Origin of the sequence: Limnofasciculus baicalensis BBK-W-15, from assembly GCF_024178385.1 — a bacterium.
GTDB lineage: Bacteria > Cyanobacteriota > Cyanobacteriia > Cyanobacteriales > Coleofasciculaceae > Limnofasciculus > Limnofasciculus baicalensis.
Genome location: NZ_JAMZMM010000005.1, coordinates 1 through 17,566 on the forward strand (window position 1 = coordinate 1; position 17,566 = coordinate 17,566).

11 protein-coding genes and 1 pseudogene are annotated in these 17,566 nt (G+C 40.3%); 7 read left to right on the forward strand and 5 right to left on the reverse strand.

The window, feature by feature from the left end; all coding sequences use genetic code 11:
* A partial coding sequence (locus NJ959_RS00930) for an Rpn family recombination-promoting nuclease/putative transposase (RefSeq protein WP_254009861.1) occupies nt 1-772 on the reverse strand: 772 nt, incomplete at its 3' end.
* Nucleotides 773-986: 214 nt separating this feature from the next.
* Between NJ959_RS00930 and NJ959_RS00935 the strand changes: the two genes are divergently transcribed.
* Both NJ959_RS00935 and NJ959_RS00940 read left to right on the forward strand, forming a co-directional pair.
* Nucleotides 987-3,404 carry an ATP-dependent helicase gene (locus NJ959_RS00935; RefSeq protein WP_254009862.1) on the forward strand — a complete coding sequence of 806 codons (2,418 nt, stop codon included), beginning with the start codon at nt 987-989 and terminating at the stop codon, nt 3,402-3,404.
* Between the two features lie 19 nt (nt 3,405-3,423).
* Nucleotides 3,424-3,528, forward strand: a pseudogene (locus NJ959_RS00940) (element excision factor XisI family protein); the annotation flags it as partial.
* A 107-nt stretch (nt 3,529-3,635) separates the two neighbouring features.
* Here the strand turns inward: NJ959_RS00940 and NJ959_RS00945 are convergent.
* Nucleotides 3,636-4,805, reverse strand: coding sequence for a transaldolase (locus NJ959_RS00945; RefSeq protein ID WP_254009863.1), 1,170 nt, complete (start codon nt 4,803-4,805; stop codon nt 3,636-3,638).
* A gap of 327 nt (nt 4,806-5,132) precedes the next feature.
* Nucleotides 5,133-8,579: a response regulator gene (locus NJ959_RS00950; RefSeq protein WP_254009864.1), complete on the reverse strand. Its 3,447-nt coding sequence runs from the start codon at nt 8,577-8,579 to the stop codon at nt 5,133-5,135.
* A gap of 299 nt (nt 8,580-8,878) precedes the next feature.
* On the opposite strand from NJ959_RS00950, the gene NJ959_RS00955 reads away from it, so the two are divergent.
* The gene (locus NJ959_RS00955) at nt 8,879-10,348 is read left to right on the forward strand and encodes an adenylate/guanylate cyclase domain-containing protein (RefSeq protein WP_254009865.1); all 1,470 of its coding nucleotides are present in this window, start codon (nt 8,879-8,881) and stop codon (nt 10,346-10,348) included.
* 174 nt (nt 10,349-10,522) lie between these two features.
* On the opposite strand, the gene NJ959_RS00960 is transcribed toward NJ959_RS00955, so the two are convergent.
* A complete protein-coding gene (locus NJ959_RS00960; RefSeq protein WP_254009866.1) occupies nt 10,523-10,894 on the reverse strand; it encodes a hypothetical protein in 372 nt (123 codons plus the stop codon).
* Nucleotides 10,895-11,073: 179 nt separating this feature from the next.
* Nucleotides 11,074-11,406, reverse strand: coding sequence for a peroxidase family protein (locus NJ959_RS00965; RefSeq protein ID WP_254009867.1), 333 nt, complete (start codon nt 11,404-11,406; stop codon nt 11,074-11,076).
* Between the two features lie 240 nt (nt 11,407-11,646).
* On the opposite strand from NJ959_RS00965, the gene msrP reads away from it, so the two are divergent.
* From msrP to NJ959_RS00985, 4 genes are all read left to right on the forward strand, one after another.
* Entirely contained in the window at nt 11,647-12,621 is a 975-nt protein-coding gene (gene msrP / locus NJ959_RS00970; protein ID WP_254009896.1) for a protein-methionine-sulfoxide reductase catalytic subunit MsrP, read from the forward strand.
* Between the two features lie 112 nt (nt 12,622-12,733).
* A complete protein-coding gene (locus NJ959_RS00975) occupies nt 12,734-13,369 on the forward strand; it encodes a phosphoribosylanthranilate isomerase (protein WP_254009868.1) in 636 nt (211 codons plus the stop codon).
* A gap of 198 nt (nt 13,370-13,567) precedes the next feature.
* Complete coding sequence (locus NJ959_RS00980; protein ID WP_254009869.1) at nt 13,568-15,547, forward strand: response regulator; 1,980 nt, start codon at nt 13,568-13,570, stop codon at nt 15,545-15,547.
* 26 nt (nt 15,548-15,573) lie between these two features.
* A complete protein-coding gene (locus NJ959_RS00985) occupies nt 15,574-17,559 on the forward strand; it encodes a PAS domain S-box protein (protein WP_254009870.1) in 1,986 nt (661 codons plus the stop codon).
* Nucleotides 17,560-17,566: the final 7 nt, after the last annotated feature.

A 17,566-nucleotide genomic window follows, 5' to 3' on the forward strand; every position in this document is an offset into this window, starting at 1 on the left:
CTTCTCTTCCTTCTTCTCTTCCTTCTTCTCTTCCTTCTTCTCTTCCTTCTTCTCTCGCTTCCCTTTTCGCGAAAGTTATTTCCCCTCGCCTGTCTTCCATCAACATTTCCTCTTTGTATAATTCCTCCAATTCTTCCACACTCAAACCCGCCTGATTCGCTATATTCATCGCTTTTTCTAGCTGCGGTATCTCCTGCATTTTTGGCGGAATGACTTCTAAACTTGGCGCTTCTTTGAGAAAGTAGATCCACTTATCTGCGAGACTTTCCAAGTCTTCCAGCTTTTTGGTAAACTTGGGCAATTCCACAAATATCAGTTTTAACGACTTCTCCTGATAGGATATGTCTTCTTCTTCCTCTTGAAAGTAAAAACGGGTAATTATTTTCTCTGTTGATGGGAATAGCTGAAAATCCGTGATGGTTAGGGCAATTACAGGATTAAGATAGGAATATCCTTGTCCCGACTTGAGCTGATGAACGAAGGTTTTGCACAAGTTATAAACTACTCGTTTCTCGAAAGCTTCCACATTCCAGACTTGCATCTCAATGATGACAGTTGTTTTATCCGATAATACTGCCTTAACATCCAAATAGCTATCTTTTAGATCGACAATATCAGCCGGGTTATAAGGGTTGATGATTTCTAAACTCTGGATGACAGGATTGCCTGAGTAGATCATGGCATTGAGGAAGGAAATCAGGATATCGTGACTCTCATCTGAGGCAAAGATTTTCTTGAAGGCAAAGTCAGTTTTGGGGCTAATGAATCTCATATTGCTAAATAGGTAATGTCTTCATCTCGATCCTAACTTAATTTTACCAAAACATGTGCTAAGTTGTTCTGTAGTGCTATTATCTCCATTCTCAAGAATCAGATGCTTCCATAACAGCGATCGCTATGTAGATCTTGCTCAATTTTGAAGCTACTCAGGTTGTAACCTAAAAGATTATATATCATTAAAATTGTTGCTCTTACCACTATCAAAAATGTCAGACGATTTAGATACCAATCAACCCAACTCTCTGGAAATAACTCTCTCTACCTTGCGGGAGGAAGGAATTCAGCGCCTGCGGAACAAATTGCGACGGGGACAACAAGATATGGCAGACTGGAGGGGAGGCAAATTAGCAGTTTCGGCTGTACCTGGTGCAGGGAAATCTACAGGAATGGCTATAGCAGCGGCAATTGCGATCGCACGTTATCAACTCTACAGCAAACGTCAACTCGCTGTTGTCACTTTTACCCGTTCCGCAGCGGCAAGTATTCGAGGTAAAATTCGTAAATATCTTAAAGATGATTTATCTTTACCACAAACTGGTTTTCTTGTCTATACCTTACACGGTTTGGCCCTAAATATTGCTGGTCGCCATGGTGATTTGTCTGGTCTTAATTTAGGCACTTCTACATTAGTAACACCGAGTCCAAGTCATAAGATAATTCGCACTTGTGTGGAGCAATGGATTGTTAAGAATCCCCGTCGCTATTCTATTTTATTAGAGGGAAATGCTTTTGATGGGGAAGAAACGGAACGGTTGCGCCGACAGTCTGTTTTGCGGACGGAAGTATTACCAAATCTTGCTTATACTGTAATTCATGAAGCTAAAAGTTCTGGATTATTACCAGAGGATTTGTGGAGACTCAGCGAACAGATTAACGATGGATACGATATTTTAGCGATAGCGGCTGGCTTGTACGAGCAATATCAAATAGTGACGCGATCGCAAAATTTTATCGATTATGATGATATGATTTTGGCGGCGCTGCGGGTATTGGAAAATGATACTGTTCGTCAGCAGTGGCAGAAGCAGTTTTTTGCGGTATTTGAAGATGAGGCTCAGGATTCAACTCCGCTGCAATTCCATCTTTTGGAAACTTTAGCTACGGATGCTGAAAATCCTAATGCTCCTCTTAATTTAATCCGAGTTGGCGATCCGAATCAAGCAATTAATTCTACTTTTACTCCTGCAGATCCGATTTATTTTAATTGGTTTTGTGAGGAGTGTGGTGGCGCTGAAGCGCCTACTACTAACAATGAGGGTGATGACGCGGTTGCTATTAAGGATGAGGGCGCTGAAGCGCCTACTACTAACGGGGATGGAGTGAGGCGTTTGGCTACAATGGATCGAGCAGGGCGGAGTACGAAAAGTATTATTGATGCGGCTAATTTTGTGTTAGATTGGGTGAATCGTACTTATGGGGAGTCAGTGGCTTTTCGTCGCCAATTTATTCGTCCAGTTGATAGTAACGATCCTCAAGTCGATGCCAATCCTCAACCAACAGGTAGAGGTTTAGAAATTTATCATCCTAAAGATATTTACCAGACGGTAGAATTAATGGGTGAACGGGTAATTGAGTTATTGACTGAAAATCCAGATCGTAGTGCGGCAGTATTAGTAAGGGAAAATAGACAGGGGACTTTTATTGCTCAGAAATTGGAATTCCTGAAACGGCAGTATGGGATTACAGTATATGATGTGGGAAGTAGCGATCGCCATTCTCACATTCCTGGAGAAATTATGGCATTATTGCAGTTTTTGGATCGCCCTCATTCTCCAGATTACCTAAAAACAGCGTTAGAAGTATTAGTAAAACGCCAATTAATTCCCACTCAAGATCTTAATGCTCTGGCTACTTATCCCGAACAATTTCTCTATCCTGGTCCTTTAGATCCGCCCCAAACTCCTTATGTTCGTCAAGCGGCACAATATTGTCGCAGTTTATTGAAAGCGAGGATAGAATTACCTCACTATCATCTTATTTCATTTTTAGCCCTAACCTTAAAATATGACCAATCAGAATTAGCGACTGTAGATAAATTAGGGGAACGAGTGGCAAAACAAACTCTTGGGAATATGTCGATGAATTCCACTATTAGTGTTTTGCAGGAAATTGTTAGTTCAGAACGTTTTGAACCTGTGGAAACAGACGAAGACGCAGATTCTCGCTATTTACGGAAAAATCAACTCACAATTATTACCATGCACAAAGCTAAGGGATTGGATTGGGATTATGTCTTTCTCCCTTTTCTCCATGAAGATACCATTCCTGGTAATCCATGGGTTCCCACAGCGGCTCAATTTTTAGGCGATTTTACTTTAGCAGAAGTAGCAAGGGCGCAAATTCGGGCGAGTTTGCACAAACAACCTTTGCCCATGGCGATGGAGGCGTGGGAACAAGCAGCGCAGTTGAAAACGGCGGAAGAATTTCGGTTATTATATGTGGCAATGACGAGGGGAAAACGTTTGTTGTGGATGTCGGCAGCAGAGAGGGGACCATTTCGGTGGAATACTTTTACTGGGAAGGAATCGGATAATTTACAGGTTAAGAAACCTTGTCCGATTTTACCTGCTTTGAAGAGTAGATTTCCGGAAGCTGTGGTGGCTTTATCGGCGGTATTGCATTAGGGAGAATTGGTAATGGGAGGATATTGCGGCAGATTTAGTCAATTTGGGCGTACCCAAACAAGATATTGTGCTAGGTTTTTATCCTCCTTTCATGCGGGAAATGAGTGACTATGCAGTGGGATAACTATGTGCAATCTATGGCTAATTGCTAATGGCTAATTGCATTTCCCCAGCCCCTAGCTGTAGGGTGCGTTACATAACGCACCCTACTAACCCCCCACTCCCTAATCCCTAAGCAGCAAGTTGCAAAGCTGCACCCAATCCTGCACCCATTTCTTGTGGGGAAATTTTACCGTCTTTATCGATATCTAAAGCATCGAAAACAGCATCAGTGCCCATCCATTCTTCGCGGGTAATAAAGCCATCGCCATCTAAGTCATAGGTACGGAAAATACTCTCTGCGGAATTAGCAATAATAGATGTTCCTTCCAGGAAAGATAGCCTGTTAGCTAAGAGAGTTTCCAGGTTAATTAATGCTTTAGTGAAGCCTTGAATCCCTTCAGCTAATTTTTCTGATGCCATTCGATCTTCAGCATGCATTTTATCGAAAGTAGCTTTGTCCATCGATATTTTTTCGATTGACATATCCATGGATTTTGCCGGATCTAGTTTGCGAGGTAGTTGTTCTTTTGTTCCCTCTAATTCGGATAATAACCCTGGAGAAATTGTCAATAAATCGCAACCTGCTAATTCTAAGATTTCACCAATATTGCGGAAACTGGCTCCCATAACTTCTGTTTTGTAACCAAATTTTTTGTAATAATTGTAAATGGTTGTTACAGACTGTACGCCGGGATCTTCTGTACTGGAATAATCCTTTCCAGTTTCCTTTTTGTACCAATCGAGAATCCGGCCAACAAAAGGAGAAATTAGGGTAATGCCAGCTTCTGCACAGGCGATCGCTTGATGGATACCAAATAGTAAGGTTAAGTTACAATGGATACCTTCTTTTTCCAATATTTCTGCTGCACGGATTCCTTCCCAGGTGGAGGCAATTTTAATCAAAATGCGATCGCGAGAAATCCCAGCGGCTTCATATTCGGAAATGAGATAGCGTGCTTTTTCCAGTGTTGCTGCCGTATCATAAGATAGTCGTGCATCCACTTCTGTGGAAACGCGCCCTGGAATAAGCTGTAAAATTTTCTTACCAAAGGATACCGCTAAACGATCGAATGCCAGCGATAACACTGCCGCATCCGTAGCACCAGCACCAGCATCCCGATTTGCCTGCTTGAGGGTTTCATCGACAATTTCCTGATATTGGGGCATCTGTGCCGCCGCTGTAATCAATGAGGGATTCGTTGTCGTGTCGCTAGGGTGAAACTTTTCAATTGCCTGAATATCCCCGGTATCGGCAACCACAACTGTCATTTGGCGCAATTGTTCTAGTAAAGTAGACATGAATGAAACCTCAAACGCTGCTTAAATTGTCTGCCAGTTTTTAGTTTAGCGAATTCATCCCATTTTTCCGTTTATATTTTATATTTTACATAGATTTTAGATATCGCAAACTCTAGTAGGGTGCGTTATCCTTTGCTAACGCACCGTTACCACTATATGTAATAGATAGTAGGGTGCGTTATGCTTTGCTAAGGCACCATAGCTGTATAAGTCATATTTTAGATAGCGCGATAGCCTAGCGTGTGGAGCAAGGAGATTGCAAATTCTAGTTACTTCGAGCGTAGAAACCCGGTTTCTTGGTGTTGACTTATCCCAGGCAACTGAGTCTTACTTTTCCTGTAGAGATTCCACCCCTGCCCATTCTTCCGGTACGCCATACTTTTGATAATTATCACAGCGAGAAATATATAGCATGGCGGCTTTATCTTGGGGATTAATATGTAAAACATCCTCAAACATTTGTTTTGCTATATCAAATTTTTGCCGATAATAAAAAACAATCGCTTCTTCAAAGCTAGTCTGAGTTTCTATTTTTAACTTCTTCAGTCTCTCTGAATCTCCAGAATAGACTTCAAAGATGGCTACAGCAGAATTTTTCCCCTTAACTTTCACTCGATCCAGAAATCGATAGCTATACTTTTCCAGATCGTCTAGAGTATAGAGGGTATTTTCGCTAATTACAATACCCGCACCATAAAGTTTGGTTAAACCTTCCAGACGAGAAGCCAGATTAACTGCATCAGAAATAACAGTACTTTCCATCCTTTCTCTTTCACCAATCGTACCTAACATCAAAGTACCCGTATGTAAACCAATCCCAATTGCAATAGGAACATATCCTTTTTTCCGCCGATGTTGATTGTAAATTGTTACCTGTTTTTGCATCTCAATTGCACCAGATACGGCATGATCTGGTGATTGGGGAAATAAAGCCATCACTGCATCGCCAATATATTTATCAATGAAGCCCTGATGAGCGCGAATTACTGGGCTAACTCGATTTAAGTAACTATTGAGAAAATTAAAATTATCTTCTGGTGACATCCCTTCCGATAGAGTAGTAAATGAGCGAATATCAGAAAACAGAATAGTCATTTCTTTCTGGATTTGATCGCCAAGTTGGACATCAATGATGCTTTCTCTACCCAGAAACTTCAAAAAATTGTGAGGCACGAATCTACCGTAAGCTGCATTGATTTTTGCGAGGCGGATATGAGTTTGAATTCGGGCTAATAATTCATTTTTGACAAAGGGTTTGGTAAGATAATCATTAGCGCCTAACTCGAATGCTTGGACTAAATCAGTAGTCCGATCTTTCGCAGTCAGCATGACAATGGGTAATTCGACTGCGGGGAATTTTTCTCGCACTTTTTGACAGACTTCATAACCCGTCATCCGGGGCATCATAATATCGAGTAAGATTAAGTCTGGCTTGAATCCACTATCAATAATTGCCAATGCTTCTATCCCGTTACTAGCTTGAGTGATGGCATAATTTTCTAGAGATAGATTGTTAACCAATACTTGGAGATTAATTGGCTCATCATCCACGATTAAGATTTTAAAGTATCCATTTTCTCCAGCTAATACTTCAGGGTAAATCTGGATGGAATCTGTTAATTCTTGGGAAGGCTTTTTGGCTATAACTGGAGATACTTGTTGATTACTTGCTTGTGTATTTTCTGAGACAGGCAAGGTAAATGTAAAGCGAGATCCTTCCCCAACTATTGATTCTACATAAATAGTTCCGCCGTGTAACTCCACAAGCTGTTTTGTAATGGCTAAACCTAAACCAGCGCCCCCATAAATTCTAGCTGTGGAAGCATCTGCTTGTTCAAAAGATTCAAAAATTCTATCTATTTTATCGGGAGGAATACCAATTCCAGTATCCGATATAGTAATAGCTATTTTGTTGTTGGTTATTGGTTGTTGGTTGTTGGTTGTTGGTTGTTGGTTGTTTTCCCCACTCCCCATTCCCCATTTCCCATTCCCTACTCCCAATTCCCCATTCCCCACAACTACTTCTGCCCAGACTTCTATTATCCCTGATTCCGTGAATTTAATCGCATTACCGATGAGATTTTGCAGAATCTGTTGTACCCTATTCTCATCAGCATCAACTAGAGGTAAATCTGGTGCGATCGCATTAATCAATTGTAATGGTTTTTTGCCGATCGTTGCCTGAGAGATCGCGATTACAACATCAGCAATTTCTCGCATTCCTAATGGCTTAATTTGCAAGTCGATGGTTTTATGTCTCAGTTGGGAGAAATCTAAAAGATCGTTTACTAAATGAGACAGTCTTCTCCCGGCAGATATAATTGTACTAAGATTAGCATAAGCTCTTTCTGGTAATGGTCCAGCAGCACCATCAACAAGGGATTCAGCAATACCAATAATACCATTAAGAGGGGTGCGAAGTTCGTGGGAAGTATTGGCAATAAAGTCGTCTTTTAGTTGATTCAAATTATGCAATTCGGTATTTTTAGCTTCCAGGGTAGTGAAGGAGTCTTCTAGTTGACTCGCCATCCTGTTAAATGCTTTCGCTAAAATACCTAATTCATCAGATCTTTCCAGATCTATACTATGGTCAAATTGTCCCTCAGAAAGAGCAATAGCCGCATCTTTTAGCCGCATAATTGGCAAAACAATCCAGCGCGATGTCATGAATCCAATAATCGTGGCGACAGCTAAAGCTAGCAAGCATAATATCGTAGTGAGGCGGATATTGGCATGAATTCGATCCATGAAATCTGATTCAGGGATAGTGACGACAATTAGCCAGTCTATACCAAACTTATCTTGCCAAGGTGTGACTTGAACAAATTGTCGTTCATTCCCGATTTGAAAGTCCAAAAACTGGATAGTTTTAATATCATTCAGATTACCAAAACTCTTGTTTAAATTAAGAACAGTAGCGCGGATTAAAGGATTGGCAATTTCAGATACATTCAGTCGTTCGGCTTTGCCATTTTTCAGGAGGAATGGGGGATCTTTAGTCGAACTAGCGACTAGTAATCCAGAACGCTCTATGATAAAAGTCTGTCCGGTTTTACTAATTTTTAATTGGCGGAGAAAATTACTAATATCTGAGAGAATAAGATCCACACCGAGCGCACCAACTAGTTTCCTATTGCTATCGTAGACAGGATAGCTAGATGAGATCGATAAAACCTCTGGTTTATCTTGCCACTGGTAAATTTTACTCCAGACAGGATTACCTGCACGCACAGCATCAGCATACCAACTTTCTTTAGAAATAGCATAGTCTTCAATAACAAACTCTTTTAATTTGGTGCGATGATCTTTATTATCAGTATTATAAATAGATGTGCCGGGTGAGTTTTTTAGCCTCTCATTAATCAAGAGTCTACCATCCTCTAAACGTTCAACCCCAATAAATTCTCCTTCCTTGCTGCCAAAATTAATATAGCTAACTTTAAACACCCGCATTTGTTTCAAGAAAAACTCCTCTGTTTGCTGGAAGTTTTTCAGGTTAATTATTCCTAACTCGATAGCATCCAGATTGATTTGATTGAGCTGATGAGGAGTATCTAAATAAGTATCCAGTTTATGATGAATGCGATCGCTAATTTGCTGCCTCAGTTGGCTAGAAAGATCGTTAACCGCTTCCTTGCCACTACGAGATGAGAGATATCCCACCAATCCCACAATTGTGAAAGTTTGGATCGCAAATGGCACGACGAGGATGACGCGGAGGGGGACTTTTCCAGAAACCTTGGCAATAAAGCGATTGAGTGATGGGATAAACATAGGGGATAGATTATAGATGCTGTTAGTAAAGAAAAAGTAAAATTCTCTCCACCCTTAACCAAATCAGGATTGTGGGCAATTGAGCAGAGGTCGATTGGGGAGGCTGCTATAATATTTCTGACATCAGGATAAGCAGCATCCGATCGTTAATTGACAAATATCTTCTAAGATAGACGATAGCAGGAGATTCCATTGCTTCAAGCCCTCCGACACCTACCACCCATCCCTCGATCCGAATTTATACTTAGAAAAGCACTAATTCTTTCCGAAATCCGCCTCAACCCCTGAATAAAGGATATATGCCATTATCCTTTTGCCGAGGCATCATGCTGGGGAATATGCTCGATCAACTACCATCAAGAGAAAAGCTACTGCGGGAAATCGTAAGTCTCCGTCAAGAAGTCAAACTTCTCAAGCAGGAAAAGGCTGATCTAGAAATTGTACTCGAAACCATGACGGAACATTCCGACGTGGTTGAATCTCATTTGCAAAATCAGGCAGAGGAAACGATTAAGGAAAGTGAAAAAAGGCTAATTCAATTCCTGGAAGCCATGCCATTGGGTATCATTGTACTCCATGTGACAGGTGAACTGTACTATGCTAATCCCATCGCTCAACAATTAGCGGGTAGAAAAATTGTCCCAAAAGTTAAAGCCGAACATTTAATAGATATTTATTCAATTTATCGAGTCGGAAGTAATCAATTATACCCCTGCGAGCAATTACCTATAATCAGAGCATTGCAGGGTGAAACTACAAGAGTCGATGATATCGAAATCCGCCACGATAACAAGACTATTCCCTTGGAGGTAAGAGGAACGCCAATCTTTGATGAAAAGGGTAATATTGTTTATGCGATCGCAGTTTTTCAAGATATCACGGAACGAAAAAAAGCCGAAGCAGAATCCCTCCGATTCACCAATGAACTTTTTGAATTAAACCAATCTTTATTTCGCTTTGTCCCCCGTCAATTTCTTCAATTATTGGATAAAAAAAGTATTATCGATGTTCAATTAGGAGATCAGGCATACAAAGAAATGTCTGTATTATTCTCCGACATCCGCGACTTCACCACCCTTTCTGAAAGTATCACACCATCAGAAAATTTCAAATTTATCAATTCCTATTTGAGTTGCATGGAACCCGCAATTATTGAAAATAATGGATTCATTGATAAATATATCGGCGATGAAATTATGGCACTGTTTAATGGGTGTGCTGATGATGGAGTTAAAGCAGGAATTGCCATGTTACAGCAACTCAGTCAATATAATCAAAATCGGGCTAAATCTGGCTACGTGCCGATTAAAATTGGGATTGGTATTAATACAGGTGCTTTGATGCTAGGCACAATCGGTGGCGCATCTCGTATGGATAGTACCGTAATTAGCGATACCGTCAATTTAGCCTCCCGTTTGGAGGAATTAACTAAAGATTATGGTGTATCCTTATTAATCTCTCACCATACCTTTTCTCAGCTAAAAGATGCTAATCAGTATTCCTTTCGCCTAATTGATAGATTACAAGTCAGGGGAAAATCAGTGGCGGTAAGTGTATACGAGATTTTTGATGCTGATTTACCGGAAATTAGAGAATATAAGTTGATTACGAAAACTGCATTTGAAAAAGCCATTTTACACTACAATTTAGGTGATTTTGCTCAAGCGGCTTCTCTTATGAAAAATTGCCTAAACCTTAACCCAAAAGACTCAGTTGCTCGCATTTATTGGACGCGATGTCAGAGTCAGATGCGAGTGTTGTATAAGTAGTTATTGGTTATTGGTTATTGGTCATTGGTTATTGGTTATTTGTTGTTTATTTTGACAGAACAACAAAACACTAACACTTAATAAGTGTGACAGGCGAGATGGATGTTCTAATAACAAACAACCAATAACCAATAACAAACAACAAACAACCAATAACAAACAACCAATAACTAATTACTCAAAACTATCCAAATCTAATGCTTTAGATCCCCCTCTTTCCAACTCACCTAAAAGTTTACCCAATTGTGACCAAATTAGCGAACCAATGAATAAGGTTAGAGGTATTGAGATAGCGTAACCTAAGGACATGGGAAGGCTGAAAATCTCTAACCCAGCAGAAAGGAATACACAAATACCAACACAAATACCAACAAATGGTACAAATAACTGATTTCCTCTCATTTCTACCAGATTACGAGTAGAACGATTTTTGCTCCATTCCTGTACCTTCTGTTTGAGGGTAGCTTCAAAAGCTGCACCACAGGTAATTCCAGCAAACAAACCGACAACTAGCAGAAAATATGGCGGCTCCGGCAAAATATACACGAAAAACTCCCAGTGTGAAAAAATACGCCAGATCTTAGATTACAGAAAAAAGGGAACAGGCAAGAAGGTTTTACAGCACATTGCCACACACCAGAAACCCGGTTTCTTTAAGAAACCGGGTTTCTCTGTACCTCACATACCTGAAAATTGCTGTGTTAACTATTAGTCCAGTAATTAGCTTACAGTTTCTCACCCTTGCGCAAAAGTCGCAAACCGCCACCCAAAACGCCAAGGGCGAAGAGAGAGAAGGCAGCCGAAGGCTCCGGTGCTTCCTTGGCAATGAAGGCGTTATCCTGAATATTGGTAATCGTAGAGTTGCGGCGGATAATATCAGAGAGGCGAGTAGTGTCAATATCTGGTGCTAAACTCAGCAAATCAGAGTCATTTAGGTAAAAGAAGCGATCGCCATCGCGGGCGCGTCGGAAGCGATCTGAGATAATGGTATTGAAGAGTTCACCGACTGAGCCACCATTAACCGGATCTTCAGCAATGCCTCCCATCCAGAGATCCACAAGCTCGATATTATCTTGCCCATTTGTAGTGCCCTGGATCTTATTTTACTTCACAGAAATTTCACAAATAAAGAGTAATCTGGAGGATTTGTAAAAATTGACAGCCTGAGAATCCCGGTTCCTTTGAGGAACCGGGATTCTTGTGGCTCCGGAATGATTTAAGATTTAATTAGGAGCGCGATTAAGATGGCAGTACAGCCCAAATCGCCAATTAACAACAACCATAAGGCTTTTTACTCAATGACGACTATCCGCGTACCCAAAGCATGGGAAATCCCTGAAACAGAAGTAACTCCCGAAGCCATCTATTTCAATCGGCGTAGATTCTTGAAAACCTTAGTGGGTGCAAGCATCCTCCCAATTCTAGGGTGTCAGTCTTCCTCCCAACCAGATCAAAAGCTGGTTGCTACTATAGATTTAGCCAAATTATCAGTTAAAACAAATCCTGCCTTCGCCAAAGTCGATCGCCCGATTACCACGGAACTACTAGCGGCACGGTATAATAACTATTATGAATTTGGCACGGGTAAATCTATTTGGCAAGCAGCCCAATCTTTGCCGACAGAAGATTGGAAAGTTGAAGTGACTGGAAGTGTAAAAAATCCCCGTACCTACGATCTAGATGATTTAATCAAAAAATTTCCCTTAGAAGAAAGAATCTATCGGTTTCGCTGTGTAGAAGCTTGGTCCATGGTATTACCATGGATTGGCTTTCCGATGAAATTATTAATGGCGGAAGTTGAACCTACCTCGAAAGCTAAATTCGTCCGGTTTACCTCCTACGATAATCCTGAAACTAGAGTTGGTCCATCTTGGACTTTAAGTGGTAATTTGCCTTGGCCTTATACTGAAAGTTTAACCTTGGCAGAAATGGCGAACGATCTCGCTTTTTTTGCTGTTGGTATCTACGGTCATATTTTACCAAAACAGCACGGTGCGCCAATTAGAGAAGTTGTGCCTTGGAAGTATGGTTTTAAGGGGGCAAAATCTATTGTCAAAATTGAGTTTGTGGAGAGTCAACCATCGACATTCTGGCATACATTAGTGCCAGATGAATATGATTTTGAGGCTAATGTTAATCCTAGCAAGCCTCACCCGCGTTGGTCTCAAGCGACAGAAAAGTTTGTCGGGGCTGTCAAAGATTTTTCCTGGGAAAAACGAGATACGCTTCCTTATAACGGATATGGGGAGTATGTGGCGAGTTTGTATAGTTAACAGGTAAGAGGTAAGAGGTTAGAAGTTAGAGGAAATATAAGGCTGGGTGGGTTTGGAGAGGGGAAACCAATGAATCTTAAACTGATCGTAAAATTCGATAATTCTTACACCTATGCGAGTTAAAATTTGTGGCATTACGAAACCAGATCAAGGTAACGCGATCGCCAAATTGGGAGCAACGGCTTTAGGTTTTATTTCTGTACCTTCCTCTCCCCGTTACGTCACCTCAGCTCAAATTAGATCTATAGTAGAAAATTTACAGGTTTCAGTCGATCGAATTGGCGTATTTGCCAATAGCAATATTGAAGATATTTGTCAAATTGTTGACGAAGCAAATCTGAGTGCGGTTCAACTACATGGTAGTGAATCCATTGAATTTTGCACTCAACTGCGCCAATTCTTACCAAAAATAGAAATTATCAAAGCATTGAGGGTAAAAACACCAGAATCTTTAAAAGAAGCTGACACTTATGCTAGTTATGTCGATACCCTCCTACTAGATGCTTATCATCCTCAACAGTTAGGGGGAACTGGTATAACTTTAGATTGGAAAACTTTAGAGAAATTCCACCCTAGGTATCCTTGGTTTCTGGCAGGTGGATTGACACCATCTAATATATTAGATGCCTTGAAGTTATTACAACCGACTGGAATTGATCTATCTAGTGGTGTTGAACGATATCCTGGAGATAAGGATTTAGATAAAGTAGCGTTGCTATTGGAGAGAGTGAGATTTTTGAATCAGTAGGTTGTTATTTGTTGTTGGTTGTTGGTTGGTTGCTCTAGTAGAGGAGTATAGCCTGTCACGGCTATAAGTTGTTTGAGCAACAATTAGCTTAACAATTGCCTGAGAGCCAATTGCCAACAACCAATATCATACTTTTGGATAAAATCAGTGATCCAATCATGGCAATGTAAGTGATGTAAAACCTATTTTAATCATGATATGAACCATAGAATAAAATCTTTGAATTGGCAAAAGCAAGGTGCGATGAAAATCCTGCTGATAGAAGATGATGAGCGATTCAGCCTAATCCTAGTCAATGCGATAACGAAGCAAAATTATATTATAGATGTCGTTAAGAATAGTGAAGAAGCGTTACACTTCTTGAAGTCAACCACCTACGATTTGTTGCTACTCGACATCGTTTTGCCCGGTATAGATGGGATTACGTTTTGTCGCCAATTACGCTCCCGTGGTGTAAATCTACCGCTCCTGTTACTCACAGCCCGAGATGATAGTACCGACAAGGTAAAAGGCTTGGATGCTGGTGCGGATGACTATCTGGTTAAACCCTTTAACATAGAGGAGTTATTCGCCAGAATTCGCGCTCTACTGCGGCGGCGGAATACGCCAATTTTTCCCCAGTTAATATGGGGAAACTTATGTCTTATTGTCGGGACAAATACTGTTACCTATCGCGATATATTATTGCCGCTTACAGCGAAAGAATATGCTCTTTTGGATCTGTTTATACGATACCCACGTCGGATATTTAGGGCTGATGACTTGATCCAAAGTGTGTGGGATTTTGAAGAGCCGCCGACTGAAAGTACCATTCGCTCTCACATTCGAGGATTGCGAAATAAACTCAAAGCAGCAGGAGGTAGTCCTAATTTAATCGAGACAGTTTATGGGATAGGCTATCGCCTCAATGAGAAAGAAGAAATTCCCGAGGTTAGGGAGGATTTGAGCGAAGTGACTCCCCCCCTCGAAACTGAAAAATTAGACAAGATTAAAGACAAAGATGAGCAAATTTTAGCAGCACTAGCTAGAAGTTGGGCACAATTTAGGGCAAGTATTTTTGAGGATATTGATTTATTAGAGCGTGCGATAGATGGGGCGGGCGAAGCCATCGCAGAAACTCAGAAATCTCCAACTAGATCGTTAATACCCCAAGCGATTACAACCGCTCATAACTTAGTAGGATTATTGGGTAGCTTATCCTTATCTGAAGCCGCCAAAATTTGTCGCGAGATTGAGCGGTTATTGCGAAGAATAACCAAACCAAATCTTAAGGAAAGTTCCCAGATTTGTAAGTTAATAAAAACCCTACGTCAGGTACTAGAAGAGTCGGAATCTATCGGAGGAAATAGGGCGAGATTAACTTCACCTAAAATAGAGCGATTGTATCCTCTAGTATTAATTATTGATCGGGATCTGGAACTCACGGAAGATTTGTATCAACTTGGCAATAATTGGGGACTTCAGATTGAAGTAGCCTCCAGCCTATCTTACGGTAGACAACAAATTCAAAAGCTACATCCAGACTTAATTATTTTAGAAATTCATAATGATAATGAAGAGACTCTAACACTACTCAATGAATTAAATTCTATGAATCCCCGCATCCCGGTTATTATCCTAACAACACGGGGAGAATTGAGCGATCGTCTAGAAGCATCAAAATCTGACGCAGTGGCATTTCTGCGCAAACCTTTCTCTCTAGAAAAAGTGCTAATTATCATCAATCAAGTGCTACAAAAATCTTCTTCTCTATCTGGAACAATATTAATTGTCGATGACGATCCTAAATTTATATCACTCGTAAAAAATAGATTAATATCACAAAATCTGCAAATCAGAACTCTCTCCAATCCCCAAGAATTCTGGGAAACTCTGGAAAGTGTTTCACCGGATCTGCTCATTTTAGATTTAGAAATGCCTAATATCAACGGGATAAATTTGTGTAAAGTTGTTCGGAACGATCCAAACTGGTACGATCTGCCCATCCTATTTATCTCCGCTTACATGAATCAAGCTAATATAACCAAAATTGTTGCGGCTGGTGCTGACGATTTCCTCAGTAAATCAGATTTGAATTTAGAATTGCAGCCTCGTGTCTTTAGTCACTTGCAGCGGGTGCAAAGATTAAGAAAAATAACGGAAATCAGAAGAGGTGCATTAGTTAGTGCTAATCTATAGATAGAGACCTTCTATCTATAGATTCTATGGACAGTTGTACGGATTATATTAACTCTGGCGTTGACATTAGCGATCCTAACGGCGATCTTAGCTTTCGGAAGCAAGCTGAAACGGCTCTCCAAGGAGGTTTAGAACTAAAAGTTCAGCAACAAATTGCTGAATTAGAACAAGCTAACGAAAGACTCCGAAAAAGTGACCAACCGTTTCGAGCTATTTTTGAAGGAGCAGCGATTGGCATTGATATTTTCGATCCCAATGGTAAGTTTATTGAAGTTAATCAAAAGTTTTGTAATATTTTGGGCTATAGTTGGTCAGAATTGGAAGGACATAGTTGTCTGGATCTAACTCATCCAGATGATATACAACTGACTTTAGACAATTTGGAATATATCTGCTCTGGTAAGGGATGGTCATGTTCTTTTGAAAAACGCTTTATCCACAAACAAGGTAACATTGTCTGGACTAATTTAACTGTGTCACCGTTGCCGGAGCCGTCTGGAGAAATTAATCATTTGATCGCAGTGGTTGAAGATATCACCGCTCGCAAACAAACAGAAGAAGCACTACAAACCAGCGAACGGAAACTCAAGGCATTTCTTAATAATATTCCTGATATTGCATGGATCAAAGATAAAGATCAACGATATATCGCAGTCAACGAAGAATTAGGCAGAGTTTTTGGAGTTAAACCAGAAGACGTAGTGGGTAAAAATGATTTTAAAATATGTCATCCCCATCTCGCCGAAAAATTTAGAAATGATACTCTTGATGTGATGAGATCTCGTGAGCAAAAATCTTTTGAGACTAAAATAGTAGATTCAAAAAATAATATTAGATGGTTTGAATCTATTAAAAATCCCATTTATGACAGTCAAGGAAAAGTAATTGGTACGGTGGGGATTGCTCGTGATATCACTGAACGGAAGAGAATTGAAGTGGAACTCAGAACAAGCCAAGAGAAATATAAAACTCTTTTTGAGATCTTGCCTATTGGTGTTTGTATTACCGACAACCTAGGAGATATTATTGAAGCAAACCTGGCTTCAAAACAGATATTAGGGCTATCCGGTAATAGTAAAATCAACTATGAATATGAGGAAAAAGGATTGCAATTCATTGGTAAAAATGGCAAGATAATGGAATCGTCAGAATTGACTTGTGTGAGAGCATTAAGAGAGAAGAGAACCATTAAAGAGCAAGAAACGTTGATTGTTAATTCCAATGGAGAAAGTACTTGGGTAAGTATAAGCGCTGCGCCCATTCCATTGAGTAATTATGGGGTAGCGATCGCTTATGTTGACATCACAGATCGCAAAAAAGCGGAACACATGAAAGATGAGTTTCTGGCAATTACTAGTCATGAACTTCGGACTCCTCTGACATCCCTAATGGGTGCATTAGGATTATTGGGAACTGGGCAACTCGGCGCACTAACTGAACAAGGTCAAAAATTATTGGATTTCGCATTATTAGACACAGAAAGGTTAATGCGTATGGTGAAAAATCTCCTGGATCTACAGAGTTTGAAATTTAGTAAAAATGCGATAAAATCTAGAAATTGTGAAATTACTGACTTGGTTGATAGAGCGATAACTTTGATTGGGCCAATAGCTGAGAAAACTGGAATTAATCTATCTGTGACAACGATTACAGGCACTATATGGGCGGATGGCGATCGCATCCTCCAAGTTTTGACAAACTTACTGGAAAATGCGATTAAGTTTTCCCCGCCACAAACTACCATCTGCCTCAGTGCCCAACAACAGGAGAATCAGATCTTATTTAAACTTAAAGATCGAGGAAGGGGAATTCCTTCTGATAAAATAGAAAGTATATTTGCACCATTTGAACAAGTTGATGTATCCGACTCTCGTTCCCGTAAAGGTACGGGATTGGGTTTAGCCATCTGTCGTAGCATCGTCGAACAACATCAGGGACATATTTGGGTTGAAAGTACTCTCGGAATGGGCAGTACATTTTGTTTTACTCTGCCGTTAGGAAATAAAAAGTAGGGAGTGG